This window comes from Angustibacter luteus (genome assembly GCF_039541115.1).
Taxonomy (GTDB): Bacteria; Actinomycetota; Actinomycetes; order Actinomycetales; family Angustibacteraceae; genus Angustibacter; species Angustibacter luteus.
In genome coordinates this window covers 52,897-79,085 of sequence record NZ_BAABFP010000007.1, presented here as the reverse complement: position 1 = coordinate 79,085, position 26,189 = coordinate 52,897, and the positions used below count along the sequence as shown (strand labels likewise).

The 26,189-nt window shown below is 72.9% G+C and carries 27 protein-coding genes; 11 read left to right on the top strand and 16 right to left on the bottom strand.

Annotated elements, in window-relative coordinates; translation table 11 throughout:
- Positions 1 to 2,100 (bottom strand): ArnT family glycosyltransferase, encoded by a 2,100-nt coding sequence (locus ABEB17_RS14440; RefSeq protein WP_345717438.1) that lies wholly within the window; start codon positions 2,098 to 2,100, stop codon positions 1 to 3.
- A 220-nt stretch (positions 2,101 to 2,320) separates the two neighbouring features.
- Here ABEB17_RS14440 and ABEB17_RS14435 point away from each other — a divergent pair, with 220 nt between their 5' ends.
- Positions 2,321 to 3,142, top strand: a complete 822-nt coding sequence (locus ABEB17_RS14435; RefSeq protein WP_345717437.1) for an FAD:protein FMN transferase — start codon at positions 2,321 to 2,323, stop codon at positions 3,140 to 3,142.
- Position 3,143: 1 nt separating this feature from the next.
- Positions 3,144 to 4,463, top strand: a complete 1,320-nt coding sequence (locus ABEB17_RS14430; RefSeq protein ID WP_345717436.1) for a bifunctional glycosyltransferase family 2/GtrA family protein — start codon at positions 3,144 to 3,146, stop codon at positions 4,461 to 4,463.
- Here ABEB17_RS14430 and ABEB17_RS14425 read toward each other — a convergent pair.
- Both ABEB17_RS14425 and mca read right to left on the bottom strand, forming a co-directional pair.
- Positions 4,394 to 4,675: a hypothetical protein gene (locus ABEB17_RS14425; protein WP_345717435.1), complete on the bottom strand. Its 282-nt coding sequence runs from the start codon at positions 4,673 to 4,675 to the stop codon at positions 4,394 to 4,396. The two genes, ABEB17_RS14430 and ABEB17_RS14425, sit on opposite strands and share 70 nt — an antisense overlap.
- Positions 4,675 to 5,541 carry a mycothiol conjugate amidase Mca gene (mca, locus tag ABEB17_RS14420; protein ID WP_345717434.1) on the bottom strand — a complete coding sequence of 289 codons (867 nt, stop codon included), beginning with the start codon at positions 5,539 to 5,541 and terminating at the stop codon, positions 4,675 to 4,677. The genes ABEB17_RS14425 and mca overlap by 1 nt, the downstream gene beginning before the upstream one ends.
- A gap of 129 nt (positions 5,542 to 5,670) precedes the next feature.
- On the opposite strand from mca, the gene ABEB17_RS14415 reads away from it, so the two are divergent.
- Both ABEB17_RS14415 and greA read left to right on the top strand, forming a co-directional pair.
- Entirely contained in the window at positions 5,671 to 6,075 is a 405-nt protein-coding gene (locus ABEB17_RS14415) for a DUF4307 domain-containing protein (RefSeq protein ID WP_345717433.1), read from the top strand.
- 202 nt (positions 6,076 to 6,277) lie between these two features.
- Complete coding sequence (gene greA / locus ABEB17_RS14410; protein WP_345717432.1) at positions 6,278 to 6,766, top strand: transcription elongation factor GreA; 489 nt, start codon at positions 6,278 to 6,280, stop codon at positions 6,764 to 6,766.
- Between the two features lie 82 nt (positions 6,767 to 6,848).
- Here the strand turns inward: greA and ABEB17_RS14405 are convergent, their stop codons facing one another.
- Together ABEB17_RS14405 and ABEB17_RS14400 are read right to left on the bottom strand one after the other, a co-directional pair.
- Positions 6,849 to 7,394 (bottom strand): SRPBCC domain-containing protein, encoded by a 546-nt coding sequence (locus tag ABEB17_RS14405; protein ID WP_345717431.1) that lies wholly within the window; start codon positions 7,392 to 7,394, stop codon positions 6,849 to 6,851.
- On the bottom strand, positions 7,391 to 7,711 hold the full coding sequence (locus ABEB17_RS14400; protein ID WP_345717430.1) for an ArsR/SmtB family transcription factor: 321 nt from the start codon (positions 7,709 to 7,711) through the stop codon (positions 7,391 to 7,393). The genes ABEB17_RS14405 and ABEB17_RS14400 overlap by 4 nt, the downstream gene beginning before the upstream one ends.
- A gap of 77 nt (positions 7,712 to 7,788) precedes the next feature.
- Here ABEB17_RS14400 and ligD point away from each other — a divergent pair, with 77 nt between their 5' ends.
- Both ligD and ABEB17_RS14390 read left to right on the top strand, forming a co-directional pair.
- Positions 7,789 to 8,778 carry a non-homologous end-joining DNA ligase gene (gene ligD / locus ABEB17_RS14395; protein ID WP_345717429.1) on the top strand — a complete coding sequence of 330 codons (990 nt, stop codon included), beginning with the start codon at positions 7,789 to 7,791 and terminating at the stop codon, positions 8,776 to 8,778.
- Positions 8,779 to 8,822: 44 nt separating this feature from the next.
- Positions 8,823 to 9,197 carry a hypothetical protein gene (locus ABEB17_RS14390; RefSeq protein ID WP_345717428.1) on the top strand — a complete coding sequence of 125 codons (375 nt, stop codon included), beginning with the start codon at positions 8,823 to 8,825 and terminating at the stop codon, positions 9,195 to 9,197.
- On the opposite strand, the gene ABEB17_RS14385 is transcribed toward ABEB17_RS14390, so the two are convergent.
- The 3 genes from ABEB17_RS14385 to ilvA form a co-directional block, all read right to left on the bottom strand.
- The gene (locus tag ABEB17_RS14385) at positions 9,170 to 10,006 is read right to left on the bottom strand and encodes an ABC transporter permease (RefSeq protein ID WP_345717427.1); all 837 of its coding nucleotides are present in this window, start codon (positions 10,004 to 10,006) and stop codon (positions 9,170 to 9,172) included. The genes ABEB17_RS14390 and ABEB17_RS14385 overlap by 28 nt on opposite strands.
- Complete coding sequence (locus ABEB17_RS14380; RefSeq protein ID WP_345717426.1) at positions 10,003 to 10,989, bottom strand: ATP-binding cassette domain-containing protein; 987 nt, start codon at positions 10,987 to 10,989, stop codon at positions 10,003 to 10,005. The genes ABEB17_RS14385 and ABEB17_RS14380 overlap by 4 nt, the downstream gene beginning before the upstream one ends.
- Before the next feature lie 179 nt (positions 10,990 to 11,168).
- Positions 11,169 to 12,404: a threonine ammonia-lyase gene (gene ilvA / locus ABEB17_RS14375; protein WP_345717425.1), complete on the bottom strand. Its 1,236-nt coding sequence runs from the start codon at positions 12,402 to 12,404 to the stop codon at positions 11,169 to 11,171.
- A 93-nt stretch (positions 12,405 to 12,497) separates the two neighbouring features.
- Here ilvA and ABEB17_RS14370 point away from each other — a divergent pair, with 93 nt between their 5' ends.
- Positions 12,498 to 13,193: an N-acyl homoserine lactonase family protein gene (locus tag ABEB17_RS14370; RefSeq protein ID WP_345717424.1), complete on the top strand. Its 696-nt coding sequence runs from the start codon at positions 12,498 to 12,500 to the stop codon at positions 13,191 to 13,193.
- Positions 13,194 to 13,200: 7 nt separating this feature from the next.
- On the opposite strand, the gene ABEB17_RS14365 is transcribed toward ABEB17_RS14370, so the two are convergent.
- The 5 genes from ABEB17_RS14365 to ABEB17_RS14345 are packed head-to-tail and all read right to left on the bottom strand — an operon-like array spanning position 13,201 to position 18,266.
- Complete coding sequence (locus ABEB17_RS14365; RefSeq protein WP_345717423.1) at positions 13,201 to 14,952, bottom strand: alpha/beta hydrolase; 1,752 nt, start codon at positions 14,950 to 14,952, stop codon at positions 13,201 to 13,203.
- Positions 14,949 to 15,209 carry a hypothetical protein gene (locus ABEB17_RS14360; protein WP_345717422.1) on the bottom strand — a complete coding sequence of 87 codons (261 nt, stop codon included), beginning with the start codon at positions 15,207 to 15,209 and terminating at the stop codon, positions 14,949 to 14,951. Before ABEB17_RS14360 ends, ABEB17_RS14365 begins: the two co-directional genes overlap by 4 nt.
- A gap of 52 nt (positions 15,210 to 15,261) precedes the next feature.
- Complete coding sequence (locus ABEB17_RS14355) at positions 15,262 to 16,401, bottom strand: AI-2E family transporter (RefSeq protein WP_345717421.1); 1,140 nt, start codon at positions 16,399 to 16,401, stop codon at positions 15,262 to 15,264.
- A gap of 14 nt (positions 16,402 to 16,415) precedes the next feature.
- Positions 16,416 to 17,753, bottom strand: a complete 1,338-nt coding sequence (locus ABEB17_RS14350) for a glutamate mutase L (RefSeq protein ID WP_345717420.1) — start codon at positions 17,751 to 17,753, stop codon at positions 16,416 to 16,418.
- Positions 17,754 to 17,795: 42 nt separating this feature from the next.
- On the bottom strand, positions 17,796 to 18,266 hold the full coding sequence (locus ABEB17_RS14345; RefSeq protein ID WP_345717419.1) for a winged helix-turn-helix transcriptional regulator: 471 nt from the start codon (positions 18,264 to 18,266) through the stop codon (positions 17,796 to 17,798).
- A gap of 92 nt (positions 18,267 to 18,358) precedes the next feature.
- Here ABEB17_RS14345 and ABEB17_RS14340 point away from each other — a divergent pair, with 92 nt between their 5' ends.
- Together ABEB17_RS14340 and ABEB17_RS14335 are read left to right on the top strand one after the other, a co-directional pair.
- Positions 18,359 to 19,732 (top strand): MFS transporter, encoded by a 1,374-nt coding sequence (locus ABEB17_RS14340; RefSeq protein ID WP_345717418.1) that lies wholly within the window; start codon positions 18,359 to 18,361, stop codon positions 19,730 to 19,732.
- A 58-nt stretch (positions 19,733 to 19,790) separates the two neighbouring features.
- Positions 19,791 to 20,483: a hypothetical protein gene (locus ABEB17_RS14335; protein ID WP_345717417.1), complete on the top strand. Its 693-nt coding sequence runs from the start codon at positions 19,791 to 19,793 to the stop codon at positions 20,481 to 20,483.
- 73 nt (positions 20,484 to 20,556) lie between these two features.
- Here ABEB17_RS14335 and ABEB17_RS14330 read toward each other — a convergent pair whose 3' ends face one another.
- A complete protein-coding gene (locus ABEB17_RS14330) occupies positions 20,557 to 21,732 on the bottom strand; it encodes a cystathionine gamma-synthase (protein WP_345717416.1) in 1,176 nt (391 codons plus the stop codon).
- The gene (yczE, locus tag ABEB17_RS14325) at positions 21,729 to 22,391 is read right to left on the bottom strand and encodes a membrane protein YczE (protein ID WP_345717415.1); all 663 of its coding nucleotides are present in this window, start codon (positions 22,389 to 22,391) and stop codon (positions 21,729 to 21,731) included. The genes ABEB17_RS14330 and yczE overlap by 4 nt, the downstream gene beginning before the upstream one ends.
- 60 nt (positions 22,392 to 22,451) lie before the next feature.
- Here yczE and yczR point away from each other — a divergent pair, with 60 nt between their 5' ends.
- Entirely contained in the window at positions 22,452 to 23,954 is a 1,503-nt protein-coding gene (gene yczR / locus ABEB17_RS14320; RefSeq protein WP_345717414.1) for a MocR-like transcription factor YczR, read from the top strand.
- A 16-nt stretch (positions 23,955 to 23,970) separates the two neighbouring features.
- Here the strand turns inward: yczR and ABEB17_RS14315 are convergent, their stop codons facing one another.
- Positions 23,971 to 25,245, bottom strand: coding sequence for an ATP-binding protein (locus ABEB17_RS14315; RefSeq protein WP_345717413.1), 1,275 nt, complete (start codon positions 25,243 to 25,245; stop codon positions 23,971 to 23,973).
- A gap of 237 nt (positions 25,246 to 25,482) precedes the next feature.
- On the opposite strand from ABEB17_RS14315, the gene msrA reads away from it, so the two are divergent.
- Entirely contained in the window at positions 25,483 to 26,124 is a 642-nt protein-coding gene (gene msrA, locus ABEB17_RS14310) for a peptide-methionine (S)-S-oxide reductase MsrA (RefSeq protein ID WP_345717931.1), read from the top strand.
- Positions 26,125 to 26,189 lie beyond the last annotated feature (65 nt).

The following is a 26,189-nucleotide window of genomic DNA, read 5'->3' as shown; positions in this document are numbered from 1 at the left end:
TCAGGTGGTGGTGCTGCTCGCCGACGCACCCCCGCTCAGGTCGTAGACGGTGGTGCCACCGATGGTGGTCGCGGTGAAGTTGTCCGCCACCCAGGTCGCGATCTCGGACGACGCGTTGCTGCCGCCGGACTGCTGCCCGCCGCCACCACCGCCGCCGCTGCCCACGAAGTAGTGGATCTTGCCGTCGGCGACGTACTGCTGGAACTGCGCGAGCGTCGGTGACGGGTCGCTGCCGTTGAAGCCGCCGATGGCCATCACCGGGACCTCCGCGCCGAGCTGCAGCCCCGCCGCGGTCTGCGAACCGACCGCTGCCGCAGCCCAGGTGTACGACGCCGCGTCCTGCTGCAACGCGGTCACCATCGCCGCGCTCGGGGTGCTGGCGTTCAGCAGGCCGCCGACGCCACCGAGACCGCCACCCATCCGCTGGCCGCCCTGGGTGCCCGCGGCGCCCTGGGGCGGTGCGCCGAGCTGACCCTGGGGCCCGGTGCCGGTGCCTGCGCCGCCGGGCCCGCCGGCGCCGCCGCCGAGGCCACCGGGGCCGCGACCGCCGCCCCCACCGGGGCCACCGGAGGTGCCCTGGACCGCCGGGCCGGCCGTGACGATCGAGCCCGTGTGCGGTGTGGTCACCGTGGTGAGCGTCCACCCGATCGGCCCCAGCAGCACCGCGGCCAACGCGGCCGCCACGGTCCAACCACGCAGCGACGCGGACAGCCACGGTCGGGCCATCAGGGCGAGCCCGGACGCCAGGCCCAGCCCGAGCACCACCCAGCGCAGCCACGGGTGCCACCCGGTCGCGGCGCCGAGCAGCGACCACGACCACGCGGCACTGATCATGACGACGGCGCCGAGCACGAACGACCACCCGGGCTCGCGGCGTTGCCACAGCGTGACCGCACCCATGCCCACCAGGGCGCCGATCGCCGGGGCCAGCGCCACCGTGTAGTAGACGTGGAAGATGCCCTGCATCAGGCTGAACGTCAGCCCGGTGACCAGCAGCCAGCCACCCCAGACCGCGAAGGCGGCACGGCGGCGTTCGGTGCGCGGCGCCCGGCCGAGCGCGACGACACCGGAGACCAGCAGGAGCAGCGCCGCCGGGATCAGCCAGCCGGCCTGCCCGGCGTTCTCACCGGTCAGCAACCGGGTCAGCCCGGTGGAGCCCCAGTTTCCACCACCGGTGCCCCCACCGCCGCCGACGCTGCCGGTCTCGTTGCCGCTCAACCGACCCAGACCGTTGTAGCCCAGGGCGAGCTCGAGGATGCTGTTGTCCTGCGACCCGCCGATGTAGGGGCGGGCACTGGCCGGGACCAGCTCGACGATCGCCACCCACCAACCTCCCGCGAGCAGCAGCGCGAGCCCGGCCCAGAGCAGGTCGACGACGCGCCGGCGCACCGTCGTGGGCGCGCAGACGGCGTAGACGAGGACCAGCACCGGCACGACCAGCAACGCCTGCAGCATCTTCGTCATGAAGCCGCAGCCGACGAGCACCGCCGCCAGCACGATCCAGCGGGTACTCGCCCGCTCGACCGCCCGCAGCGTTGCGTAGGCGGCACCGACCAGCAGCAGCACGAGGAGCGCGTCCGGGTTGTTGAACCGGAACATCAGCGCGGCCACCGGGGTGGTGGCCATCACGACACCGGCGATCAGGCCGGCGGCCGGGGTGAACGCGCGCCGCACGGTCGCGTACAGCAGCCCCACGCCGGCCACGCCCATCAGGGCCTGCGGCACGAGGATGCTCCAGGAGCTCAGCCCGAACACCCGCACCGACGCGGCCATCACCCACAGCGACATCGGCGTCTTGTCGACCGTGATCGAGCTCGCCGCGTCCGAGGCGCCGAAGAACATCGCCTTCCAGGACTGCGATCCCGCCTGCGCCGCAGCGGAGTAGAACGAGTTGCCCCACCCGGAGTCACCGAGGTTCCACAGGTACAGGACGGCCGTGGCGGCCAGCAGGGCGATCAGGGACGGACGGACCCAGGCCGGGTCGTCCGGTCGCCCGCGCCAGAGCCGGTCGAGCGAGCGCCGCGTCCGGGGCGGCTCGGCGGCGCGGACGTCGGGCACCGGGTTCGCGTGGCGCGGCAACGCAGGTGCAGGAGTGGACATGTCAGTGCCTCCGGTCTCGGGAGTGGACTCGGACCACGGTGCCGGTCGGATGTGAGCCCCAGCCGCATCCCCGCTGGGTGTTCCCTGGACGCCGTCCGGCGCGGAGTCGACTCCCAGGAGACACACAGCCGCAAGGGGTTCGGCGTCCAGCAGGGCCGGACACCGTGAGGTCACCAGGCAACGACGGTCCGGACGCCGGACCCGCATCCAGGAGGCCACCATGGGCACCAGCAGCACGACGAACCACGCAGACCTCACCGCCTGGGGGGAGACCGGGACGGTCGAGGTCAGCGACCCGGCCGCGCTCGGTGCCGCCCGGCAGATCGCCCAGCGCCACCTCGACGCGCTCGGCCGGGTCTGCCAGCGCGACTCCCCGCGGGCCGAGGTGCACCAGATCCCTTGCGCCGCAGGCAGCTCCGTGGACGTCAGCCCGCTGCTCGCCCGCGTCGTCCAGGCTTCGCTGGAGACCGCGGCCCGGACCGACGGGCTGGTCGACCCGACCGTCCGGGTGCCGCGCCGGTCCGGCGGCTCCCACGGAGCGGTGCCGCAGCAGAGCTGGTTCCCGGTGTGCGGCAAGGCAACCGGCCAGTCGCGCGGCGGCGGATGGCGACGGGTCCGGCTGGACGGCGCCCGGCTCACCGTCCCGCCCGGCAGCACCCTCGAGCTGCGCACGTCCGCGCTCGCCATCGGGCTGGACGACATCGCCCTGGTGGCCACCCAGCTCACCGGTGCCGACGTGCTGGTCGGGCTCGGTGGCCGCGCCGCCACGCTGGGCCAGGGCCACGCGGTCACCGATCCCCGGCACGTGGTCGACCCGCGGACCGGCCGTCCGGCCCCGTCCACCTGGTCGCTGGTGGAGGTCAGTGCCAGCACCTGCCGCACCGCGAGCGCCCAGGCCGTCGCGGCCGCCGTGCTCGGCGACGACGCGCTGGACTGGCTCGACCGGCACCACGCGAACGCGCGGCTGACCCGACCGGACGGTTCCGTCGTCCGGGTCGGCGCGTTCCAGCCCGTCGCCCTGCGCACCCTCGTGGCGGCCTGAGATGACCACCTATGCGCCCGACCTGCCGACGACGCTCACCTGCGCCGTGCCGAGCCAGCGCGACCGCGGGCGCACGGCCACGGTCGAGGTCGTCGTCCCCGTCTACAACGAGCAGCACGTGCTGGCGGCGTCGGTCCGCCGGCTGCACGCGCACCTGACCCACCAGCTGCCGTACCCGTTCCGGGTGACCATCGCGGACAACGCCAGCACCGACGGCACGTTCGCCGTGGCGAGCGAGCTGGCCGCCGAGCTGCCGGGCGTGCACGCGGTGCACCTGGACCGCAAGGGCCGCGGGCACGCCCTCGCCACGGTCTGGGCGGCGTCCGGGGCCGACGTCCTGGCGTACATGGACGTCGACCTGTCCACCGACCTGGCCGCCCTCGCGCCGCTGGTCGCGCCACTCGCCTCGGGCCACTCGGACCTGGCGATCGGCAGCCGGCTCAGCCGGGGCAGCCGGGTGCTGCGCGGGCCACGGCGCGAGGTGATCTCACGCTGCTACAACCTGCTGCTGCGCGGCACGTTGGGCGTGTCCGTCCGGGACGCGCAGTGCGGGTTCAAGGCGATCCGCCGGGACGTGGCCGAGCAGCTGCTCCCGCTGGTCGAGGACACGACGTGGTTCTTCGACACCGAGCTGCTGGTGCTCGCCGAGCGCTGCGGTCTGCGGGTGCACGAGGTGCCGGTCGACTGGGTGGACGACCCGGACAGCCGGGTCGACGTCGTCCGGACGGCGCTGGACGACCTGCACGGGATCGTCCGGCTCGGGCGGGGCCTGGCGACCGGGCGGGTGCCGGTCGCGGGCGTGCGTGAACGCCTCGGCCGGGGGCCGCTCGCGCCCGACGCGGGGCGGCCCGGGGTGGCCGCGCAGGTGCTCACGTTCGGCGCGATCGGGGTGCTGAGCACGCTGGCGTACGGGCTGCTCTTCTGGCTGGTGCGACCGGCCATGGGCGCGCAGTGGGCGAACCTGGTGGCGCTGTTGCTCACCGCCGTCGCCAACACGGCGGCGAACCGTCGGTTCACGTTCGGGGTGACGGGCCGGGACGGCGCGGCGCGGCACCAGGCGCAGGGCCTGGTGGTGTTCGCGCTCGGTCTGGCCGTGACCAGCTTCGCGCTGGCCGCGCTGCAGGTGGTCGACCCGTACGCCGGGCGGGCCGTCGAGCTCGGGGTCCTGGTCGTGGCGAACGGCGTGGCGACGGTGCTGCGGTTCGTGCTGCTGCGCCGGTGGGTGTTCGCCCGGGCCAGTGCGGGATCGGCTCAGCCGGCGGGAGGTGGCGGCGGGGCGGTCGAGCCGGAGTCACCCGAGCCGGCGTCCGCGTCGCGCTGAGCCTGCTCCTCGCGCATCCGCATCCGGCGCAGCCGGCGGGTCATGTTCCGCATCAGCAGCCAGGTGGCGATGGCCAGCAGGAACACGACCAGGAAGCCGCCCACCCCGGCCGTGACCGAGCTCGGGTCCGGCTCACCGGGCGCGGGAGCCGGCGTCCGGGTGGACGTCAGGACGGTCGAGAACGGAGCAGGCGTGCTGGCGGAGCTGAGCATCAGCCCCCCTCGATGCCGGCGAACAGGTCGTCCTCGGGCAGGTGGACCGGGACGTGGCTGTGCGCCAGCTCGAAGTCCTCGGTCGGCCAGATCCGGCGCTGCATCTCCAGCGGCACGGAGAACCAGCTGCCGTCGGGGTCGACCTGGGTGGCGTGCGCCAGCAGCGCCTGGTCGCGCACCTCGAAGAACTCGCCGCAGGGCACACGGGTGTTGATCGGCCGCTCGCCGCGCTCCTCCCAGCGGCTGATCCACTCCTCGTACGGCGACTCGAGGCCCTCGGCCTGCATCGCCTCGTGGAAGGCCAGGATGCGACCGCGGGACAGCGTCTGGTTGTAGTAGAGCTTGCTCGGCTGCCACGGCTGCCCCGCGTGCGGGTAGCGCTCGGCGTCGCCGGCCGCGTGGTACGCCTCGACCGACACCTCGTGGCACTTGATGTGGTCCGGGTGCGGGTAGCCACCGTTCTCGTCGTACGTCGTCACCACGTGCGGGCGGAACTCGCGCATCAGGCGGACCAGCGGCTCGCTGGCCGTCTCGAGCGGCTCCAGCGCGAAGCAGCCCTCGGGCAGCGGCGGCAGCGGGTCACCCTCGGGCAGCCCGGAGTCGACGAAGCCGAGCCAGGTGTGCTGGACGCCGAGGATCTCGACGGCCCGGGCCATCTCGCGGCGGCGGAACTCGGTCAGGTCGCGCAGGATCTCGGGGTCGTCCTTGAGTCGTGGGTTGAGGATGTCCCCACGCTCGCCGCCGGTGCAGCTGACGACGAGCACCTCGTAGCCCTTGTCGACGTAGTACGCGCTGGACGCCGCCCCCTTGCTCGACTCGTCGTCGGGGTGCGCGTGCACGGCCATCAGCCGCAGCGGCTCGCTCACGTCATGCTCCTCGTCGCAGGTCGGCCTGCCGACCGGGGCCGGCAGGGGTGCGGGACAATGGTGTCAGCCTGGCCCGACAGCGCACGACCCGACCACCCCCGAGCACTCCCGAGCCCCCCGAGGACGACCGTGGCGACCGACCGTACCCAGCTGCCCCCCGGGCGGTACGGGCCGGCGCCCTCCCCCGGACGACGGCGCGCCGGCCTGGTCGTGGCCGCTCTGGCGGTGCTCGTGGCCCTCGCCTGGGTGGTGTGGGCGGGTCTGGGTCAGGCCAGCGCCGACGTCCGGTGGTCCGACGTGGGGTTCGTGATCCGCGGGGACACGTCCGTCGACGTCACGTACGACGTGGGCAAGGACAAGGCCGCGACCGTCGTGTGCACCCTCAAGGCGCTGGACCGGAACAAGACCGCCGTCGGGATCGCCCAGGTCACGGTGGGTCCGGCGGACGCCAAGGTGACCCGCCGCACGGATGCCGTACGCACGTCCGCGCAGGCCGTCACGGGCGTCGTGGACCGCTGCGCCGTCGCCCCCTGAGCACGGTCCGGACGGCGCGGCAGCCCCGCCGTCCGGTACACCCGAACGGGCTCGAGGACCGGCGGACCCGCGCTCCAGTTGGTATCCTGTTCGCTTCCCCTCGTGACATCAGGCCCCGAGAACGGGCCTGGTGACGTGTCTGCCGATCACGCAACGGTCGCAGCCGCGAGCACGAAGTACGCACGTGATGCAAGGAGAGACCGTGACCGAGACCAGCGCAGACGTCACCTGGCTGACCCAGGAGGCGTACGACCGGCTGAAGGCCGAGCTGGACCACCTTGCGGGTGTCGGCCGTACCGAGATCGCCAAGAAGATCGAGGCCGCCCGCGAAGAGGGGGACCTGCGGGAGAACGGCGGTTACCACGCCGCCAAGGAGGAGCAGGGCAAGCAGGAGGCCCGCATCCGCCAGCTCACCCAGCTGCTCGAGCGGGCCACGGTCGGCGAGCGCCCCGCGGACGACGGCGTCGTCGAGCAGGGCATGGTCGTCAAGGCCGAGGTCGCCGGTGAGCCGATGACGTTCCTGCTGGGCAGCCGCGAGGTGTCCGACGACTCGTTGGACGTGTACAGCGAGAAGTCGCCGCTGGGTGCCGCGATCGTCGGCCTCAAGGTCGGCGACAGCTCGGAGTACACCGCGCCGACCGGCAAGCAGGTCCCGGTGAAGATCCTGGACGCGAAGCCCTACAACGGCTGAGCCTGCCCGAGACGTCGAACGCCTCCCCGCGCCTCGAGCGCGGGGAGGCGTTCTGCGTGCCGGGCAGCCCCGGACACGGCGGTCAGCTGATGCGGGGCTCGGCCAGCGGGCCGCCGGTCTCCAGCAGGCTCTTGAGGTCGCTGAGGATCCAGGCGTGGCCGCCGCCGGCCCCCTCGGCCTCGAACACGCCGCCGACGATCATCGCCAGCTTCGGGGCGTTCTCGAGCTCGTGCGTCACGGTGAGCGAGCAGAACCCGTCCCACTCCTTGATCTCGTAGGTGAGCCGGGTGAACCCCTCGGCGGCGATCTCCGGGTCCATCAGCATCCGCCAGCTCAGCACGAGACGGTTCGGCTCGTCGGCCTCGATGACCTCGCCGTCGACGACGACGTCCCCGCACGGCCGCCCGGCGGCGGCGGCCGCGGCCTTGAACTCCTCGGACGCGAGGGCCTCGTAGCGTCCGCCCGGGCGCAGGTCGAAGCTCCCGTGACCGCCGTACCCGAACCTCGAGTTCCACTCCGGCTGGGTGATGGCGTCCCAGATCCGCTGCGGGCTCGCCTTGATGTAGATCTTGTAGACCTGGGTCGTCGTGGCCTGCGTGGTGCTTGCCTCGCTCGTCGTGGCGCTCATGCTCCGTCCTCCAGCTCTGCCTTGAGGTCTGCCAAGGCAGACACGCGGCGTTCGGTGTACTTGTCGATCCAGCGGTCGTGGATCAACCGGATGGGGACCGGGTTGAGGAAGTGCAGCTTCTCCCGGCCAGATCTCTGCGTGACGACGAGCCCGGAGTCCTCCAGCACCCTGAGGTGCTTCATGACCCCGAAGCGGGTCATCTCCAGCTGGGACTCGAGCTCGGTGAGGGTGCGGCCGTCCCGCTCGAAGAGCCGGTCCAGCAGGAGCCTGCGGGTCGGGTCTGCGAGCGCCTTGAACACCAGGTCCTCGTCGGTCACGACGCCGATAATAGGTGACCAAATGGTCACATGACAAGCCCTGCGCGCTGTCGGCGTCCGCCAGTACGTTGGCGGGCATGGCGTCCAGCGGATCCAAGAGCCCCGCGATCGAGATCGAGGCGGGCGAGCGCGACGTGCGTGTCACCAACCCCGACCGTGTCTACTTCCCACAGACCGGAGCCACCAAGCTCGACCTGGTCCGGTACTACCTGTCCGTGGGGGACGGCATCGTGCGGGCGCTGCGCGAGCGGCCCTGCATGATGCACCGCTTCCCCGAGGGCCTGTCCGGCGACAAGGTGCACCAGAAGCGGCTGCCGTTCGGCGCTCCCCCGTGGGTCGAGACCGTGCGGGTGACGTTCCCGCGCTACAACCGGCACGCCGACGAGCTCTGCGTCACCGAGCTGGGCAGCGTCATCTGGGCGGTGCAGATGTCGACCGTGGAGTTCCACCCCTGGAACTCGCGGCGGGCGGACACCGAGAAGCCCGACGAGTGGCGGATCGACCTGGATCCCATGCCGCAGTGCGACTTCGCGACCGTACGACGGGTGGCGCACGTCGTCCACGAGGTGCTCGACGAGCTCGGGATCGCCGGCTACCCGAAGACGTCGGGCGGGCACGGCATGCACGTGTACGTGCGGATCGAGCCGCAGTGGGGCTTCGCCGACGTCCGGCGCGCGGCGCTGGCCTTCGCCCGTGAGGTCGAACGGCGGACGCCGGACGACGTCACGACGACCTGGTGGCGCAAGGACCGCGACCCCACCAAGCTCTTCGTCGACTACAACCAGAATGCCCGCGACCACACCATCGCGAGCGCCTACTCCGTGCGCGGGACGCCGACCGGCACCGTCTCGACGCCGATCCGCTGGGACGAGGTGGACGACGTCGAGCCGCTCGACTGCACCATCGCGACCGTGCCGGCCAGGTTCGCCGAGCTGGGCGACCTGCACGCGGCGATCGACGACGTCGCGCACTCGATCGCGCCCCTGCTGGAGTGGGCCGACCGGGACGAGCGCGAGGGCGCCGAGGACCCCGGCGAGCCGGACGGAGCGGACGGAACGGCCGGATAGCCGCATCGTTGCCCAGGAGCGGTGCACCCTCTAGCCTCTGCCGAATGACCAGCCCTGGCTCCTCGCGTGGTGGACCCGCACCGAACCACAGCAGCACCGGACCGACGGCCGCCGGGCTCTTCATCTGTGGCGCCCTGATGTTCCTCGTCGGCGCCCTCTGCGTGGTGGTCGGCTTCTACCAGGCGCGGCAGGGCAGTTCGGAGACGCACCCTGGGGACTACCTCGGCATCGGCGCGGTCCTCGCGTTCTTCGGGGTGGGTGCGATGCTCGCAGCCGTGGCGAGCGCGATCGACAAGGTCGAGCTGCTGCACCGGCAGCTCGCGGTGCAGCCCGGGCAACCGTCGCCGACCCGACGACCTGCAGTGGCTGACCGAGCCGACCGACTGAGCGGTCAGCGGCTGGCGGAGCGGCTGTACTGACGGGTGGCCAGCGGCACGAAGATCGCCAGGATCGCGATGATCCAGATCAGCGAGTACGTCGTGGCGTGCTGCAGCGACCAGTAGTCAGGTGTCTTCACCTCGGCCGGGATGTTGCCGAACCACTCCCGGCAGGCCTGGGTCACCGCCGACAGCGGGTTCCACGCCGCGAACGTCTTCAGCACCCCGGACAGGGACTCCAGTGGCACGAACGCGTTGGAGATGAACGTGATCGGGAAGATCACGATGAACGCGGCGTTGTTGACGACCTCGGGACTGGGCGCGAGCAGGCCGACGTACGCCATGATCCAGCTGAACGCGTAGGCCCACAGCAGGAGCAGGGCGTAGCCGATGATCGCGTCCCCGACCGAGCTGCGGATCCGCCAGCCGACGACCAGGCCGGTCAGCGACATCACGATGACGACCAGCAGGTTGTTGGCGACGTCGCTGACCGTGCGGCCGACCAGTACCGCTGACCGGGACATCGGCAGCGACCGGAAGCGGTCGATGATGCCCTTCTGCATGTCGTCCGCCAGCCCGGCGCCGGTGAGCGTCGCACCGAACGTGACGGTCTGGGTGAAGATGCCGGCGATCAGGAACTCCTTGTAGCTGCTCCCCTGCACGTCGATCGCGCCACCGAACACGTAGGCGAACAGCAGCACGAACATGATCGGCTGCAACGTCGTGAACACCAGCAGGTCCGGCACCCGCTTGATCTTGATCAGGTTCCGCTTGGCGACCACCAGTCCGTCGCTGAGCGCCGACAGCGAACCCGCGTTCTCCGTGCCGGAGTCGAGCGTCGTCGAGGTCATCGTGCTGCCACCTTCGTGTCGTCCGGCGTGCTCGTCTCGTCGTCCTCGGCCATGTGACCGGTCAAGGTCAGGAACACGTCGTCCAGCGTCGGGCGCCGCAGTGCGACGTCGCTGACCTTGATGCCCGCTCCGTCCAGGTGCCGCAGCCCCTCGACGAGACTGGCCGTGCCGGTGCCCACGGGGACGCTGATCCGCCGGGTGTGCTCGTCCGTCGTCGGATCGCCCGAGCCCACCTGGACGAGCAGGTCCCGCGCCTCGACCAGCCTCGCCGCATCCGCGACGACGACCTCGAGACGCTCCCCTCCCACCTGGCTCTTCAGCTGGTCCGCCGTGCCCTCGGCGATGATCTTGCCGCGGTCGATGACCACGATCGAGTCGGCCAGCTGCTCCGCCTCCTCCATGTACTGCGTGGTCAGCAGCAACGTCGTGCCGCCGGAGACCAGGTCCTTGATGACGTCCCACATGTCGTTGCGGCTGCGCGGGTCCAGCCCCGTGGTCGGCTCGTCCAGGAAGAGCACCGACGGGTCGGCGACCAGCGCGCCGGCCAGGTCGAGCCGGCGCCGCATGCCCCCCGAGTACGTCTTCACCGGGCGGTCTGCCGCCTCGTCCAGCCGGAACAGCTCCAGCAGCTCGCGCGAGCGGGAGCTGCTCTTCTTGCGGCCCAGGTGGTACAGCCGCCCCACCATGTCGAGGTTCTCGTAGCCGGTCAGGTACTCGTCGACCGCCGCGTACTGGCCGCTGAGCCCGATCCGGCGACGGACCTCGCGCGGGTCGGCCAGCACGTCCACCCCCGCGACCTCGGCACTGCCGGCGTCCGGACGCAGCAGCGTGGTGAGCACGCGCACGGTCGTCGTCTTGCCGGCGCCGTTGGGGCCGAGGAGCCCGAGGACCGACCCGGCGGGGACCGACAGGCTCAGCCCGTCGAGCGCGACGACGTCCCCGTAGTGCTTGACCAGACCTTGCGCCACCACTGCATCCGTCATGGTCCGACCCTCCCAGAAGGCACCGACAACGAGGTCGCGGTCATGGCGGGGCTCCTTGGAGGCAGGGATGGTTTCACCCCCAGTAGACCGCCGTGCCCCGCAGAACTCATCGCATTTTCGGCGGCGGCTCGGCGAACCGTCAGGTGAACCGGCGAACCGTCAGGTGAACCGGCGAACCGTCAGGTGAAGTTGAGGGGGTACCCCACGTCGCGCAGCTTCGCGAGCACCAGCTCGGTGTGGTCGGCGCCCTTCGTCTCCAGCTGGAGCGCGATCTCGACCTCGTCCACGTGCAGCGCCGAGCCGGTCCGCACGTGCTCGATCTCCAGCACGTTCGCGTCGACCTCGGCGAGCACCGCCAGCAGCGCCGCCAGCGAGCCCGGCCGGTCGGGCACCCGCAGCCGGAACTGCAGGTACCGGCCGGCCGCCGCCATGCCGTGCCGCAGCACCCGCAGCAGCAGGAGCGGGTCGATGTTGCCGCCGGACAGCACGACGGCGACCGGCGCCTCGAGCTTCGGCGGCTTCGAGCCGACGGACTCGCCCAGCAGCGCCGCCACGCCGGCTGCCCCGGCCGGCTCGACCACGAGCTTGGCCCGCTCGACGAGGAACAGCAGCGCCCGGGACAGCGACTCCTCGCTCACCGTGAGGATCTCGTCCACGAGGTTGCTGACCAGCGCGAAGGGCACGTCGCCCGGGCAGCCGACGGCGATGCCGTCCGCCATCGTGGCCATCCGCTCCAGCGGGACCGGGCGCCCTGCCTCGAGCGACACCGGGTAGGCCGCCGCCTGCTCGGCCTGCACGCCCACCACCCGCACGTCGGGCCGCAGCCCCTTGACGGCCGTCGCGATCCCGGCCAGCAGGCCACCGCCGCCGCAGCACACCAGGACGGTGCGCACGTCGGGGCACTCCTCCAGGATCTCCAGCCCGACCGTGCCCTGCCCCGCGACGATGTCGACGTGGTCGAACGGGTGGATCAGCACCGCGCCCGTCTCCTGCTCGAACCGGCGCGCCGCAACCAGGGCGTCGTCGACCGTGAGCCCGACCAGCTCGATGTGCGCGCCGTAGCCCTTGGTGGCCAGCAGCTTCGGGATGGGTGCGACCGTCGGCATGAAGACGGTGGACCGCAGCCCCAGCAGCTGCGCCGCGAGCGCCACGCCCTGCGCGTGGTTGCCGGCGCTGGCCGCGACCACGCCGCGGGCCTTCTCCTCGTCGCTGAGCCGGGCGATCCGGTTGTAGGCGCCGCGGATCTTGAAGGACCCGGCGCGCTGCAGGTTCTCGCACTTCATGAACACGGGGCCGCCGACCCGGTCGGACAGGGCCCGGCTGAACTCCAGCGGGGTGGGGCGCACCACGCCCTCGAGCACCTCGCGGGCGGCCCGCACGTCGTCCAGGGTCACGGGCAGCGTCGTCGATGCCATGGCGGCGAGTGTGGCATGCGCGCTGAGCGGTTCGGCACCGGGTTCGGCACTGGGTTCGGCACTAGCCACGGCAGGTGGTGCGAGGATGCGCGCATGCCCGCGATGGCCGACCGGATCGACCGGCTGCACCTCGGATCGTTCCTGCGCCCGGGCGAGGAGACGGTGGACGGGCGGCCGCGGGCCGAGGTGGTCCTCGCCTACCTGGTGCACCACCCGGACGGCCTGCTGCTGCTGGACACCGGCATGGGTTCGCACCCGGAGGTCGACGCGCACTACCGCCCGTGGCGCCGCGACCTGCGGGATGCGCTCCAGCAGCACGGCGTGACGCCCCACGACATCGCCCTGGTGGTGAACTGCCACCTGCACTTCGACCACTGCGGCGGCAACCCGCTGTTCGCCGGCACCCCCATCGTGGCCCAGCGAAGGGAGCGTGAGCTCGCCGACGGTCACGAGTACACGCTGCCCGAGCTGGTCGACTTCAGCGGCGTCCGGTACGAGCTGCTGGACGGCGACAGCGAGCTGCTGCCCGGCGTGCACGTGCTCGCGACCCCGGGCCACACCGCGGGCCACCAGTCGCTGGCCGTCCGCACTGCGAACGGGACGGTGGTGCTCGCCGGGCAGTCGCACGACCAGGCCAGCCAGTTCACCGCCGACGCGGCCGCGGCGCAGTGGCCCGGCCCGCCCGTCGCGGACCTGCCGGCGCCGCCGGAGTGGATGGACGACGTCCTCGCGCTGGATCCGAGACGGGTGCTCTTCGCGCACGACCAGGCGGTCTGGGAACCGTCCTGAGCCGCGCTCAACGGATCGCCAGGGTCGGCGCCCGGTAGGCCGGATCGGACCACGGGCTGCGGTCGACGACGTAGTGCGGCACCCGCACGTCCACCCCGAGGCGCACCCCGTCGTGCCGGACGGCGAGGGCACCGGGCTCCAGGTGGCTGGACCACCGCTGCGGCTCCAGCACCTCGACCCGCCCACCGTCCATGGTGGCCAGCAGGTTCCGCCAGGCGGTACTGCCCGGCTCGAACATGCCGCTGTGCCCGGACACCAGTCGGCAGCTGTCGTCGAACCGGCCGGTGTCCAGCCGGACGACGCCCGGGAGCAGGTCGGGATCGACGCCGTGGCCGATCGCTCGCGGTGCGCCAGGCAGGTGACTGGCCAGCCGTGCCACCGCCCCGGCGGCCGGGTCCAGCATCGCCGGGCTCATCGCGCGCCACCGCGCCGCCGCGTCCGACACGGCGTGGCCCTGGGCGAGGCGGATCGGGTCGTCGTACGCGGTCATCGAGAACACCGCCGGTCGCCCGGCCGCCGGCTCGGTGGCCATCCGCAGGTAGGCGCCGGCGCTGGCGACGTGCACGACCCGGTCCGCGTCCAGGCCGTGCAGCTGGGCGGAGCCCACGACCGAGCCGCCGTAGCTGTGGCCCAGCACGGACACGTCCTCGGCCGGGACCGGCAACGACAGGTGCAGGCCCGCCACGTCCCGCGCCAGCTGCGGCCCCGCCACATCCGCGGCGTCCCGGTAGGCGGCGGCCAGCACGTGCTCGCGCAGCGGCAGCACCCCGTCGTCGAAGGGCTGGTCGGGGAAGTCGGCGCCCTGCCAGGTCACCACGACCAGCCGCGGGTCGGCCTGCACGAACGGCACCATCCGCCGGACCGTGCCCTCGGCGCGATCGAGGTCGCTCCCCGTGCCCGGCACGAACACCGCCAGGTGCTCGGCGCGGTCGGCATCCCCGAGGAGCTCGATCACCTGACCGTCACCGCGGGGGTCGAAGCCCAGCAGCTGGCGGCGCCGACGGACCGCTCGGCCGCGCGCGTCGCGGAGCAGCACGCTGCCGGTCAGCCACTCGCGGCGCTGCGCGATCCGTCGACCCAACGTCTCGAGCGTGGCCGGCTCCGTGGCGACAGCCTGCTGGACGAGCACGGCGTCCAGGTCGGCGGCGACCAGCACCCGGGACGCCCGGACCCGGGCCGCGACCGGCGCGGAGGGCGCCTCGGCCACGAGCCGTGGGTGCAGCAGCGCGAGGAGGGCGAGGCGGCGCGGCTCCAGGCGCTGCAGGAACCGGTGCACGGCCAGCAGGCTGCCGTCGGCGGACAGGTCCGCCAGCCGGGCGGCGTCCGAGCCGGCTCGCGGCGCCGCCCCGGCCCGCAGGACGAGCACGGCCAGCGCGGGCGATGCGGTGAGCAGCGCCTCGACCTCGTCGGGCTCACCCGCACCCAGCAGGTCCAGCACGTCCGCATCGGCTGCGGTGCCCACGGCGCCCGCACCCGACCCGGTGAACGAGGCCGAGAACGAGGCGAGAACCCGGTGCTCCACCGCGGTGTATGCCTGCGCGCACGACGCGACCACCCTGGCCAGCGCCCGCAGCCGCGCGACCAGTGCCACCCGGGCCTGCACCAGGGTGCCGGCGGCGGGCCCGACGACCCCGAGCACGTCCGGGCGGACCGCCAGCGCCGCCACGACGGCCGTGCTCAGCTCGACGGTCGTGGCCAGCGAGCGCAGGGAGTCGGCGAACCCGCCGAGGGCGTAGCAGTCGACCAGCAGCGGCCTCACGCCGGATCCTGCCGGCCGATCTGGTCGGCCACCGCGAGGCAGCGGGCGGACAGGTCGCTCGCCTCGCGGACGACCTCCCCGACCAGGTCGGCGAGCGCCGTGCCGGCCGGGCCGGCCAGCCCGGCGGACGCCGCGCGCCCGCGCAGGGTCGCGGCGGCGTCCTGGACGTCGGTCGCGGCGAGGCGCAGCCGCGCGACCCAGACGGCAGAGTCCGGGATCGGGTCAGGCGGGTGGTTCGGCAGCGGGTGGTACGACAACGGGGCCCTCCGGTCGACGATCGGCCCCACGCCGCCGTCCCAGGATGCCCGATCAGCCCTTGGCGGCGCTCGCGTCGTCCACAGGCGGTGGATCGTCGCCGACCCCGTCCGCGGCCTCCTGGAGGCTCTCGTCCTCGTCGCTGCGGCCGGTCAGGGACAGCACCATCGTGTTGCCCACAGCGATCAGCGGCACCGCGAACAGCGCGCCGATGATGCCGGCGACCAGCGCGCCGGTCGCGATCCCCAGGATGACGGCCAACGGGTGCACGCTGACGGCGCGGCCCAGCAGGAACGGCTGCAGCACGTGCGCCTCGAGCTGCTGGACGCCGATCACCACACCCAGCATCAGCAGGGCCTTGACCGGTCCGACGGCCACCAGGGCGATGAGCACCGCGACCGAGCCTGACACCAAGGCGCCGACCACCGGCACGAACGCGCCGAGGAACACCAGCACGCCCAGGGGTACCGCGAGCGGCACGCCCAGCAGCGCCGCCCCCGCGCCGATCCCGATCGCGTCGACCAGCGCCACCAGGATGGTGGCCCGCACGAAGGAGGTCAGCGTGACCCAGCCACGGTGACCTGCCAGGTCCAGCGGCGCGCGCGACGCCCGCGGCAGCACGCCGAGCAGCCAGCGCCAGATGATGTCGCCCTGGGCGAGGAAGAAGAACGTCGCGAACATGGCGATGAAGAAGCCCGCGATGACGTGACCCGCCGTCGAGGTGGCGGCAAAGACCCCGGACAGCAGGGCGTCCCGGCTGCCGGACAGACCGGCCCGGGCCTGGTCGACGTAGTGCGCCAGCTGGTCGGTGGTCAGCCGGAAGGGCGGCCCGGCGAGCCAGCGCCGCACCTCGCCGACCCCGGCCTCGGCCTGCCTCTGCAGCTCGGGGAAGCCGCTGGCGACCTGGGTGCTGACCAGGGCGACCAACCCGGCCACGACGGCGAGCACGCTGAGCAAGGTGAGCAGCGCCGCGACGCCGCGGGGCGTCCAGCGCGCCAGCAGGTCGGTCAGCGGACGCACCAGGGCGACCAGCAGCACCGCGATCAGCACCGGCGCGACCAGCACGATGAGCAGGCTGAGCAGCCGCAGCAGCACGTAGATCGTCAGCGCGAGCACCAGGATCCGCCAGGCCCACGCGGCGGCGGAGCGCATCCCGAACGGGACGGTGTCGTCGTCCGGTCGGCGCTGGCTCACCCGGCCATCCTGTCCTACCCGGGAACAGTGCGCAGCGCCTGAGACACCAGCGCTGCCGCCGCGCCCCGTGACTGCCCGGCCAGCAGCCCGGCGGCGAACAGCACGTAGCGGTCGTCCACGGCGAGCCGAGCGTGCTCGGGAACCCGCCAGCCGCCGGCGTGGTCCGTGGTCGCGGGCGAGAGCACCGCGTGGCGGACCGCGTCGTCGTGGTGCCGGAGCACCCCACCCGACCCGACGACCAGCGACACCTCGCGCAGGGGGCGCGGGGACGCCGACGGGTTGGCCGGGCGACCGTGCCGGCGCAGCGCCACGGTCACCGCGGACCGCGCCAGCGCGACGTCGTGCGCGACCTCGTCGGGCACGCCGGGCAGGAAGGCCGGGTCGGCCTGCACCCGTTGCGCGTAGTGCACCAGCGCGTCGTCCACCGGGAGATGCTCGGTCCGGGCGGCGGCCACCACCCCGGTGGCGTTCCACCGCATCCCCAGGTCGCCCTCGACGGTGCGCGCGTGCCACATCGGCGCCACGACCTCCTTGTGCAGGGTGGCGTCCTCGCCCTCGGGGGCCAGGGCGGAGTACACGTCGGTGGTCGCGCCCCCGACGTCGACGACGAGGACGTCCCCCACGCCCGGGACGCCGTCGCCGCCGTCCGCCAGGACGCTCACCCCGGCCAGGACGACGTCGGGCGTCGCGGCGCGCACCATGTCGGCGAAGGCGCGCCCCCGGGACAGTCCCTTTCCGCCGATGACGTGCCGGATGAACACCTCGCGGATGGCGCCCCGGGCGGGTTCGGGGTCGAGCACGCCGATCCGGGGCAGCACGTTGGCGGTGCGGGTGACGACCCGGCCGCGGCTGACCAGCTCGTGCTCGGCCTGGTCGGCCCCCTCGGCGTTGCCGGCCAGCACCACAGGCACCGGAACCCGGCCGATCCCGAGCCGGCGGGCGTTGTGGCACAGCACCTCCGCGTTCCCGCCGTCGGTGCCACCCACCAGCAGGACGACGTCCGGTCGGGCGGCCCGCAGCTCGTCGACCCCGGCCGGCGTGAGCTCACCGGCGGCGACGTGCACGACCCGCGCGCCGGCCGATAGGCCGACCCGGTGGCCGGCCTCGGCCGTGACCACCCGCTCGTAGCCGACCACCGCCAGGCGCAGGCCACCACCCGCGCTGGAGCAGGCGAGGACGTCGTCCACGCGTTCTGCGCCAAGGGTTTCCCGGATCGCGTGGTAGCCGTCCAGGACGTCGGTACCGATGGTCGTCGGGTGCGACGCGGTCGCCACCAGCGCGCCGTCGTCGGCGTCGACCAGGGCGGCCTTGGTGAACGTCGAGCCGAAGTCGACGCAGAGCACGCGGGTCACCCGCGCAGCCTACGGGCGGGCGGGGTGCCGGCCGGACGGGCGTCAGCCGACGGGGACCGGGCCGGCCTCGTCCCAGCCCGCACGCCGGCTCACCCGGTGCACGTCCTCGCGGTGCACCCGCTCGCCGCACACCGCGCAGACCGAGCGCAGCCGCAGCTCGTGGTCGTGGTGCTGCAACGTCATCGGCGGCTCGTCGACGGCGAACCGGTCGCCCCAGGCGAGCAACGACTGCAGGACTGGCGCGAGGGCTCGGCCCGACGCCGTCAAGTGGTACTCGAAACGCTCCGGCGACTCCTGGTAGCGCCGCTTCTCGATGACCCCGGCGTCGACCAGGTCACGCAGCCGGGCGGCCAGCCGGTCCCGCGGGGCGGCGGTGTTGCGGACGATCTCGGTGAACCGGTGGTTGCCGAACAGCAGCTCGCGCACGATCAGCAGCGCCCACTTGTCGCCGACGACGTCGAGCGCCGCCGCCACCGAGCAGGGCCGTCCGGGCACGTTCTCCAACCTGTCCATGCCAGTAGGTTTGCATATCCAACCGACTCGGGTCTAGTTTGCCTCCCATGCCAATTCGGAAATCAAACCGACCCGCCTCCCGGGTCTTCGCCGTGGTCGCACTGGCCGTGTTCATGACGAACCTGGACCTGTGGATCGTGAACGTCGCGTTCGACGACCTCACCCACTCCTTCCCCGGCAGCTCGCTGGCCCACGTCAGCTGGGTGCTGAACGCCTACGCGGTCACCCTCGGCGCCCTGCTCGTCGTCGCCGGCCGGGCCGGCGACCGGTACGGCCACCGGCGGGTCTTCCTGGTCGGCACCGCCGTGTTCACCCTGGCGTCGTTGGCCTGTGCGCTCGCGCCCACCCTCGACGTGCTGATCGGCGCGCGCGTCGTGCAGGCCGCCGGTGCGGCCCTGCAGCTCCCGTCGTCGCTGGCGCTGCTGGTGGCCGGCGTGGAGGTCGGCGACCGGGTCCGGGCCACCCGGGCGTGGGCCGCGGTGGGTGGCATCGCCGCGGCGACCGGTCCGGTGCTCGGTGGCCTGCTGGTGGAGGCGAGCTGGCGCTGGGTCTTCCTGGTGAACCTGCCCATCGGCGTCCTGGGCGTGGTGGCCGGACGGCGGGTGCTGCCCCACCCGCAGGCGCACCCGCGCACGGCCCTGCCGGACCCGGTGGCCGCCGTGCTGGCGGTGCTGGGCATCGGCTCGCTCGTCGCCGGACTGCTGCAGGGACCGGCCTGGGGCTGGACGTCGGCCGGCACGCTCACGCTGTTCGCGCTCGCCCTGGTCTCCTCGGCGGTCGTCGTCCGGCGCTGCCTGACCCAGCCCGTGCCGCTGGTGGAGCCGTCGCTGGTACGCGCTCGCGGGTTCGCCCGGGCCAACGCCGCGCTGTTCGTCTTCAGCATCGCGTTCGCGATCATGCTGGTGTCCAACGCCCTGTGGTGCCAGCAGGTCTGGGGCTACGGCCCGCTGCTCACCGGCCTCGCGATGGTGCCCGGCCCCGCTCTGGTGCCGATCACGACGATCGCCTCGCGTCGACTGGTCGAGCGGGTCGGGCCCGGCGCACTGGCGACCGTCGGCAGCCTGCTGTTCGGGCTCGGCTTCGTCTGGCGGGCCACGGTCTCCAGCATCGAGCCGAACTACCTCGTCGACCTGCTGCCGGCCATGGTGATCGGTGGGATCGGCGTCGGCCTCGCGCTCGGCACCCTGATGGCGGCCGGGACGACGTCCCTGCCGACCGCCTCTGCCGCAACGGGTTCGGCGCTGCTGAACGCCTCCCGTCAGGTGGCCTCGGGGGTCGGGGTCGCCGTCCTGGTGACGATCCTGACGTCGTGGAGCCCGCCGTCCGCACCGGACGCCTACCGGGCGTCGTGGTGGGTCGCGGCCGGACTCAGCCTCGCGGCGGCCGTCGGCGCGGCGTTCCTGCACGCCAGCCACCGGAGCGGGCAGGTGGCGGTGCGCGAGGTCCACCTCGCGCGGGCTCGGTAGACCCGCCGGGTGCCGTCGATGCGGAGACCCCCGAGGTCCTGACCACTAGCCTCGCCGTGTGGCCCGGACCCGCTTCGACGACCTGTTCGACGAAGCAGCACCACTGATCGAGCGTCGCGAGCACCAGCGCGACGCACCGCCCGACGAGGGGGGTCGGTGGCCGATCAGCGTGCTCCTCCCGCTCGACGGCGCGGCGACGGCAGCACTGGACGAGCTCACGGGTCAGGCGTTGGCACTGGCCGGTCCCGGTCACTTCGGCACGGGGTTGGCCGGCTGCGCCCACGTGACCGTGCGATCCCTCGAGACCTACCGGCACGACGTCCCGGACGACGATCCCGCGCTCGACCGCTACCGGTCGGCCCTGGATCGCGCGACCGCCCGGAGCCGTCCCGTCGCGCTGCGGCTCACCGGGTTGACGCTGACGTCGCTCACCGTCATGGCCTGCACCGAACCGGTCGACGACGCGGCACCGGCGTTCGCACAGGCCCTGGCCGACGAGCTCGGACCGGACTCCTGGCGCGAAGACGGTTTCCGACGCGACATCTGGTACGCCACGCTCGTGCACTTCGCTGCGGACATCGCCCACCCGGCGGAGCTCGTCGCCTGGGTGCGCGAGCGCCGCCGACTCGACCTGGGCACCACGGTCGCTCGGTGCGCCCAGCTCGCCCGATTCCGGTTCCGCGACGACGTCCTGCCTGCCCGGATGGAGCCGCAGGTCCTGGCCACCGCCGGCCTCAGGAAATCCGGCTGACTCGAGCGGCCGATGCCAGACCGGCGTCCGTATGCCGCCTGGGCATATCCGCTCCGAGCTGACCCGCTTCGCGTCAGCTGAGCGCCTGCTCAAGATCCGCGAGCAGGTCATCGACGTCCTCGATGCCGACCGAGAGCCGGATCAGGTCGTCCGGCACCTCCAGCACGGAGCCGGCCACGCTCGCGTGCGTCATCCGGCCGGGGTGCTCGATCAGCGACTCGACCCCGCCGAGGGACTCGCCCAGGGTGAAGACCTCGGCCCGCTTGCACGCGCCCAGCGCCTCCTCGACGCCACCGCGCAGCCGGAAGCTGACCATCCCCCCGAAGCGCCGCATCTGCTGTGCCGCAACGGCATGGCCCTGGTGCGACTCCAGTCCGGGGTACAGCACGGACGACACCCGCGGGTGCTCGGACAGGAACGCGACGACCCGCTCCGCGTTGTCGCAGTGCCGGTCCATCCGCACCGCGAGGGTCTTCAGCCCTCGCAGGACCAGCCACGCGTCGAACGGGCCCGCGACGGCGCCCATCGAGTTCTGGTGGAAGCCCACCCGCTCGTCCAGGTCCTCGAACCCCGTGGCGGGAGTGGTCGACGTCACCAGCGCTCCGCCGACGACGTCGGAGTGGCCGCCGGCGTACTTGGTCGTGGAGTGCACGACGACATCGGCGCCCAGCGCGAGCGGGCTCTGCAGGTACGGCGTGGCGAACGTGTTGTCCACCACCAGCAGCGCCCCCGCGGCGTGGGCGATCTCGGCGAGCGCAGCGATGTCGGCGATGCCCAGCAGCGGGTTGGTCGGCGTCTCGGCCCACACGACCTTGGTCTGCCCCGGGCGGATCGCGGCGCGGACGGCGTCCAGGTCACCCAGGTGAGCGGGCGTGTGCTCCAGCCCCCACGGCTGCGCGACCTTGGCGAACAACCGGTAGGTGCCGCCGTAGGCGTCGTCCGGCACGACCGCGTGGTCGCCGGGACGGGTGACGGCGCGCAGCAGCGTGTCCTCCGCGGCGAGGCCGCTGGCGAAGGCGAAACCCCGGCTGCCGCGCTCGAGCGCCGCCAGGCAGTCCTCGAGCGCGGTCCGGGTCGGGTTCGCGGAGCGCGAGTACTCGTACCCGCCGCGCAGGCCGCCGACGCCGTCCTGCTTGTACGTCGACACCTGGTAGATCGGCGGGACGACGGCCCCGGTGAGCGGGTCCGGCTCCTGCCCGGCGTGGATGGCGCGGGTGCTGAACCCCTGGCTGCTGGTCGAGTCCGTCACGCTGCGAGGGTATCCGCGGGCACCTCGGCGGGCACCGGCCGGTGCTCGGGGACGGTCAGCCGTGGCAGGAACACCTGCACGAGCGGGCCGATGCCGACCGCGTAGACCGCGGTGGCCAACCCCAGCGTGCCGCCCAGCGCCCAGCCGATCAGCACGACCGCGACCTCGATGCCCGTCCGGATCAGCCGCACCGATCCGCCCGTTCGCCGCACCAGCCCGGTCATGAGCCCGTCCCGCGGTCCGGGACCCAGGCGGGCGCCGATGTAGAGGGCGGTGGCAACGGCGTTGAGCAGCAGCCCCGCGACCACCAGCCCGACCCGCGGCGCCAGGGCGTGCACCTCCGGCAGCACCGCGAGCGCTGCGTCGATGGCCACCCCGATCACCAGGACGTTGCTGACCGTGCCGATGCCCGGCCTCTCGCGCAACGGGATCCAGCCCAGCAGCACGACGGCGCCGACGATGATCGTCCAGGCGCCGATGCTCAGCCCGAAGTGGCGGGCCAGCCCCTGGTGCAGCACGTCCCACGGCATGACGCCGAGGTCGGAGCGGACGAAGAGCGCCATGCTCAGGCCGTAGAGCAGCAGCCCGACGTAGAGCTGGGTCAGGCGGCGGGGAAGCCTGCGGGGCAGGCGGCGGGGGGCGCTCAGCTTCTGGTGCACCTGACGATGGTCGCGGTGATTGGCCTTGAGATCCAGAGCCAATTGGCGCACAGTGGTCTGGTGAACAGTGGTCTGGTGCCGTCCCGTCCACCACGTCGACCACCCCCGAGCCGCCGGATCGGCCCGCGCGAGCTCACCCGCCTGCTCGGCGCCTGGCCGTCGTCCACCGCACCCGCCTACGCGGCGCTGGCCGGCCGGATCCGGCTGGTCATCCTGGACGGCCGGCTGCCGGTCGGCGTCCGGCTACCGCCCGAGCGCGAGCTGGCCCTCACGCTGGGCCTGAGCCGGACGACCGTCAGCGCGGCCTTCGACGTCCTCCGGGAGAGCGGCCACGCCGCCAGCCGGCAGGGCTCGGGCACCTGGACGACCCTGCCGACCGCCGGTGCGCCGGTACCCACGTGGGCTCCGGAGCCGGCTCCGGAGGGCGTGCTCGACCTCGCGCACGCCGCCCCGGGCGCTCCCCCGCACCTGCACGCCGCCTACACCGCTGCGCTGGAGGAGCTGCCCCGGTACCTGCCCGGCACCGGCTACGACTACCGCGGCCTGGTCTCGCTGCGCGAGCGCCTCGCCGAGCGGTTCACCGAGCGGGGACTGGCCACCACGGCCGACCAGGTGCTGGTCACCAGCGGCGCTCTGCAGGCCGTGCGGCTCGGGCTGACGCTGGCCGCGGGCGCCGGCGACCGCGTGCTCGTCGAGCAGCCCGGCTACCCCAACGGCCTGGACGTCGTCACCGACCTGGGGGCACGGCTCGTGCCGGTGCCGGTCGACCCGACCGCTCTCACCTGGGACCTGGACTCCTTGGGCTCCGCGGCCCGGCAGACCTCCCCCACGGCCGCCTACCTCGTGCCGGAGTTCCAGAACCCGACCGGGGCGCTGATGTCCGGCGAGGTCCGCGAGCAGGTCGCCCGAACGCTCGACCGCAGCGGCACCGTCGCGGTGGTCGACGAGACGCTGGTCGAGCTGGCGGTGGACGGGCTCGAGATGCCACCGCCGTTGGCCGTGTTCGCCGGCCGGACGCCGGTCGTCACCGTCGGCTCGGCGAGCAAGATCGCTTGGGGCGGCCTGCGGATGGGCTGGCTGCGCTCGGACGCGGCGACCGTTGCCCGGCTCGCGGCGCTGCGCTCGCGGCAGGACCTGGCCAGCCCGGTCCTCGAGCAGCTGGCCCTGCTGCACCTGCTCGGCGAGCTCGACGACCTCCGCACCTACCGGGTCGACCAGCTGCGCCAGGGCCGCGACGTCCTGACCGGGTTGCTGGCCGCCCACCTGCCGGACTGGCGGGTCGTCCGGCCGGCGGGGGGCCAGGTGCTCTGGTGCGCCCTGCCCGCGCCGTCCGCGAGCGACCTCGCCGCAGCCGCGGCGGACCTCGGGGTGCGGTTGACCCCGGGCTCCCGCTTCGCCGCCGACGGCGGTCTGGAGTCGTGGGTGCGGCTGCCGTTCGCGCTGCCCGTCGACGTCCTGGCGCGCGCCGTACCGCTGGTCGCGCAGGCCTGGGACGTCGTCACGCGGCGGCCGGCCGGCGGCCGGCGTCCCGCCCCGGACGACGACGCCGCCTACGTGGTGTGAGCAAGGTCCGACGGGCTCAGACGCCGAGGAGCGCGAGCGGCACGACCGCAATGCCGTCCCGGCGCCGGTACGCCTCGCTACCCGTCGTGACGACCACGCGATCCACCACGTCGGAACCGAGCTGATCGGCCAGCCACGTGAGGTGGACGACGTCGCGGTCTTCCACGGATGCGGCGAGCTTGACCTCGATCGCGAGCACCCGGTGGTCAGCGCGTTCAACGATGAAGTCGACCTCGTGCACCCCGTTGGCTGTGCGGAGATGGTGCACCGTCGCCTCGGCCGACTGTGCGGCGACCCTGAGGCTGAGCGCGACGAGGGACTCGAACAGAGCCCCCAGGAGCGTTCCGTCGCGAGGGATCGATGGACCGAGTTCGCTTCCGTCCAGCAGCGAACCCTCCGTGGCGCCGAGCAGTCGCGCGGCCAGCGCTGGATCGGCGAGGTGGTGCTTCGGCGACTGCTGCAGGCGGGTGAAGGGATTGCGAGACGGAACCCAACCGGGAACGGGATCCAGGATCCACAGCTGCGTGAGAACGTCGCGATATCCGATGACGGTCGTCTTGGCAGGCTTGTCGCCGTCTCCTGCTGTCGAGGCATCCAGGATCACGCTGTACTTCGCTGTCGTGGACGTCGCCGCGGCGTAGGCGGTCAACCAGGCGCGCAGCGCGCGAGGACGACGAACTGGATGGCCCTGCTCAGGAAAGTCCCGGTCCACGATCCGCGCCAGGTAGCCGTCCAGCTGCGCGCGACGCGCTCGCCCGGCCAGGTGGCGGACACCCGGAAGGCCCGAAGCCAGGATCTCGTCGGTGTAGTCGGCCAGTCCGACGGTGGTGCTGCCCCCGATGTCGGGCTGTGCACCCTCGAGCAGGGCCCCGAGACTGACCGTGGGTGCCTCAACCCGCCGTTCGGCGAAGGTGAGCGGCCTCATCCGGACCTGGACGATGCGCCCGGCCCCCGAATGAGTCGTGGCGCCCTCACCGGGACTCGCGCTCCCGGTGAGGAGATAGCTGCCGGGGGCTGCGCCCCGATCCACGCTCCGGCGCACCATGTCCCACACCTCGGGCAACCGCTGCCACTCGTCCACCAGGACCGGGGACGACTCTCGTTCGAGTCGATCGGGGTCCGCCTGGATGAGTTGCCGTTGGCCCGCATCATCCATGGCGAGAACAGTGCTCGCCCGGCGTCCCGCGGTCGCGGTCTTCCCGACCCCCTTCGGCCCGTCCAGGCTGATCGCAGCGAGGGTGGGCAGGAGCTCGTCGAGCTCGTGGTCCACGGTCCGGGGCAGGTAGGCCATGAGGCAACCCTATCCGGCGCGGAGGGGTTCTACACTACTTATTGCATCCATTCTGCACGACTTATTGCACGCTATCCACACTACCAATTGCACCCCAACTGACCCATGCTGAGGCCCATCACGGCGTATGTCCGCCACCACAGCGGTAGCGGGAACGAACCGTGCTCAGGCGTGGTTGGACGGGATGGAACTAACGAGGAGGTCCCCACCGTGTTCGGTTCGTCGACCAAGACCCGCATGATCACCGCTGACGAGGCCCTGCCGGGTCGCGCCAGCACCCCCTACCCCGTCCCCGAGACCCACGCCGTCCTCGGCACCCCGCTCAAGGGCCCGTGGCCCGAGGGCACTGCGGTGCTGTACATCGCGATGGGGTGTTTCTGGGGCGCCGAGCGGATCTTCTGGCAGACCCCCGGGGTCGTGACCACCGCGGCCGGCTACCAGGGCGGCATCACCCCCAACCCGACGTACGACGAGACCTGCACCGGGCGCACCGGCCACACCGAGGCGGTGCTGGTCGCCTACGACCCCACCCAGGTCTCGACCGCCGAGCTGCTGAAGACGTTCTGGGAGAGCCACGACCCGACCCAGGGGTTCCGGCAGGGCAACGACCGCGGCACCCAGTACCGGTCGGCGATCTACTGGACGACCGACGAGCAGCGCGAGCTGATCGAGCAGTCGAAGGCCGCGTACCAGGAGTCGCTGCGCGCCAAGGGTTTCGGTGACATCACCACCGACATCCGCCCGGTGTCCGAGGCGGGCGAGTTCTACTACGCCGAGGACTACCACCAGCAGTACCTCTACAAGGTGCCGAACGGCTACTGCGGCATCGGTGGCACGGGCGCGGTCTGCCCGATGCCCGGGGCGGGCCCGGCCGCGTAACGGTCGACCGCACCCGCGAAACCAGAGAAGTGGGGCACCTGACGGACGTCGGGTGCCCCACTTCG

Coding starts and splice junctions, on each gene's coding strand:
- ABEB17_RS14430 (WP_345717436.1), top strand. CDS start 3,144: ATGACCACCTATGCGCCCGACCTGCCGACGACGCTCACCTGCGCCGTG.
- ABEB17_RS14370 (WP_345717424.1), top strand. CDS start 12,498: ATGCCCGCGATGGCCGACCGGATCGACCGGCTGCACCTCGGATCGTTC.
- ABEB17_RS14380 (WP_345717426.1), bottom strand. CDS start 10,989: ATGACGGATGCAGTGGTGGCGCAAGGTCTGGTCAAGCACTACGGGGAC.
- ABEB17_RS14440 (WP_345717438.1), bottom strand. CDS start 2,100: ATGTCCACTCCTGCACCTGCGTTGCCGCGCCACGCGAACCCGGTGCCC.
- ABEB17_RS14405 (WP_345717431.1), bottom strand. CDS start 7,394: ATGAGCGCCACGACGAGCGAGGCAAGCACCACGCAGGCCACGACGACC.
- ABEB17_RS14435 (WP_345717437.1), top strand. CDS start 2,321: ATGGGCACCAGCAGCACGACGAACCACGCAGACCTCACCGCCTGGGGG.
- ABEB17_RS14425 (WP_345717435.1), bottom strand. CDS start 4,675: ATGCTCAGCTCCGCCAGCACGCCTGCTCCGTTCTCGACCGTCCTGACG.
- ABEB17_RS14390 (WP_345717428.1), top strand. CDS start 8,823: ATGACCAGCCCTGGCTCCTCGCGTGGTGGACCCGCACCGAACCACAGC.
- ABEB17_RS14385 (WP_345717427.1), bottom strand. CDS start 10,006: ATGACCTCGACGACGCTCGACTCCGGCACGGAGAACGCGGGTTCGCTG.
- ABEB17_RS14345 (WP_345717419.1), bottom strand. CDS start 18,266: ATGGACAGGTTGGAGAACGTGCCCGGACGGCCCTGCTCGGTGGCGGCG.
- ilvA (WP_345717425.1), bottom strand. CDS start 12,404: ATGGCATCGACGACGCTGCCCGTGACCCTGGACGACGTGCGGGCCGCC.
- msrA (WP_345717931.1), top strand. CDS start 25,483: ATGATCACCGCTGACGAGGCCCTGCCGGGTCGCGCCAGCACCCCCTAC.
- ABEB17_RS14315 (WP_345717413.1), bottom strand. CDS start 25,245: ATGGCCTACCTGCCCCGGACCGTGGACCACGAGCTCGACGAGCTCCTG.
- ligD (WP_345717429.1), top strand. CDS start 7,789: ATGGCGTCCAGCGGATCCAAGAGCCCCGCGATCGAGATCGAGGCGGGC.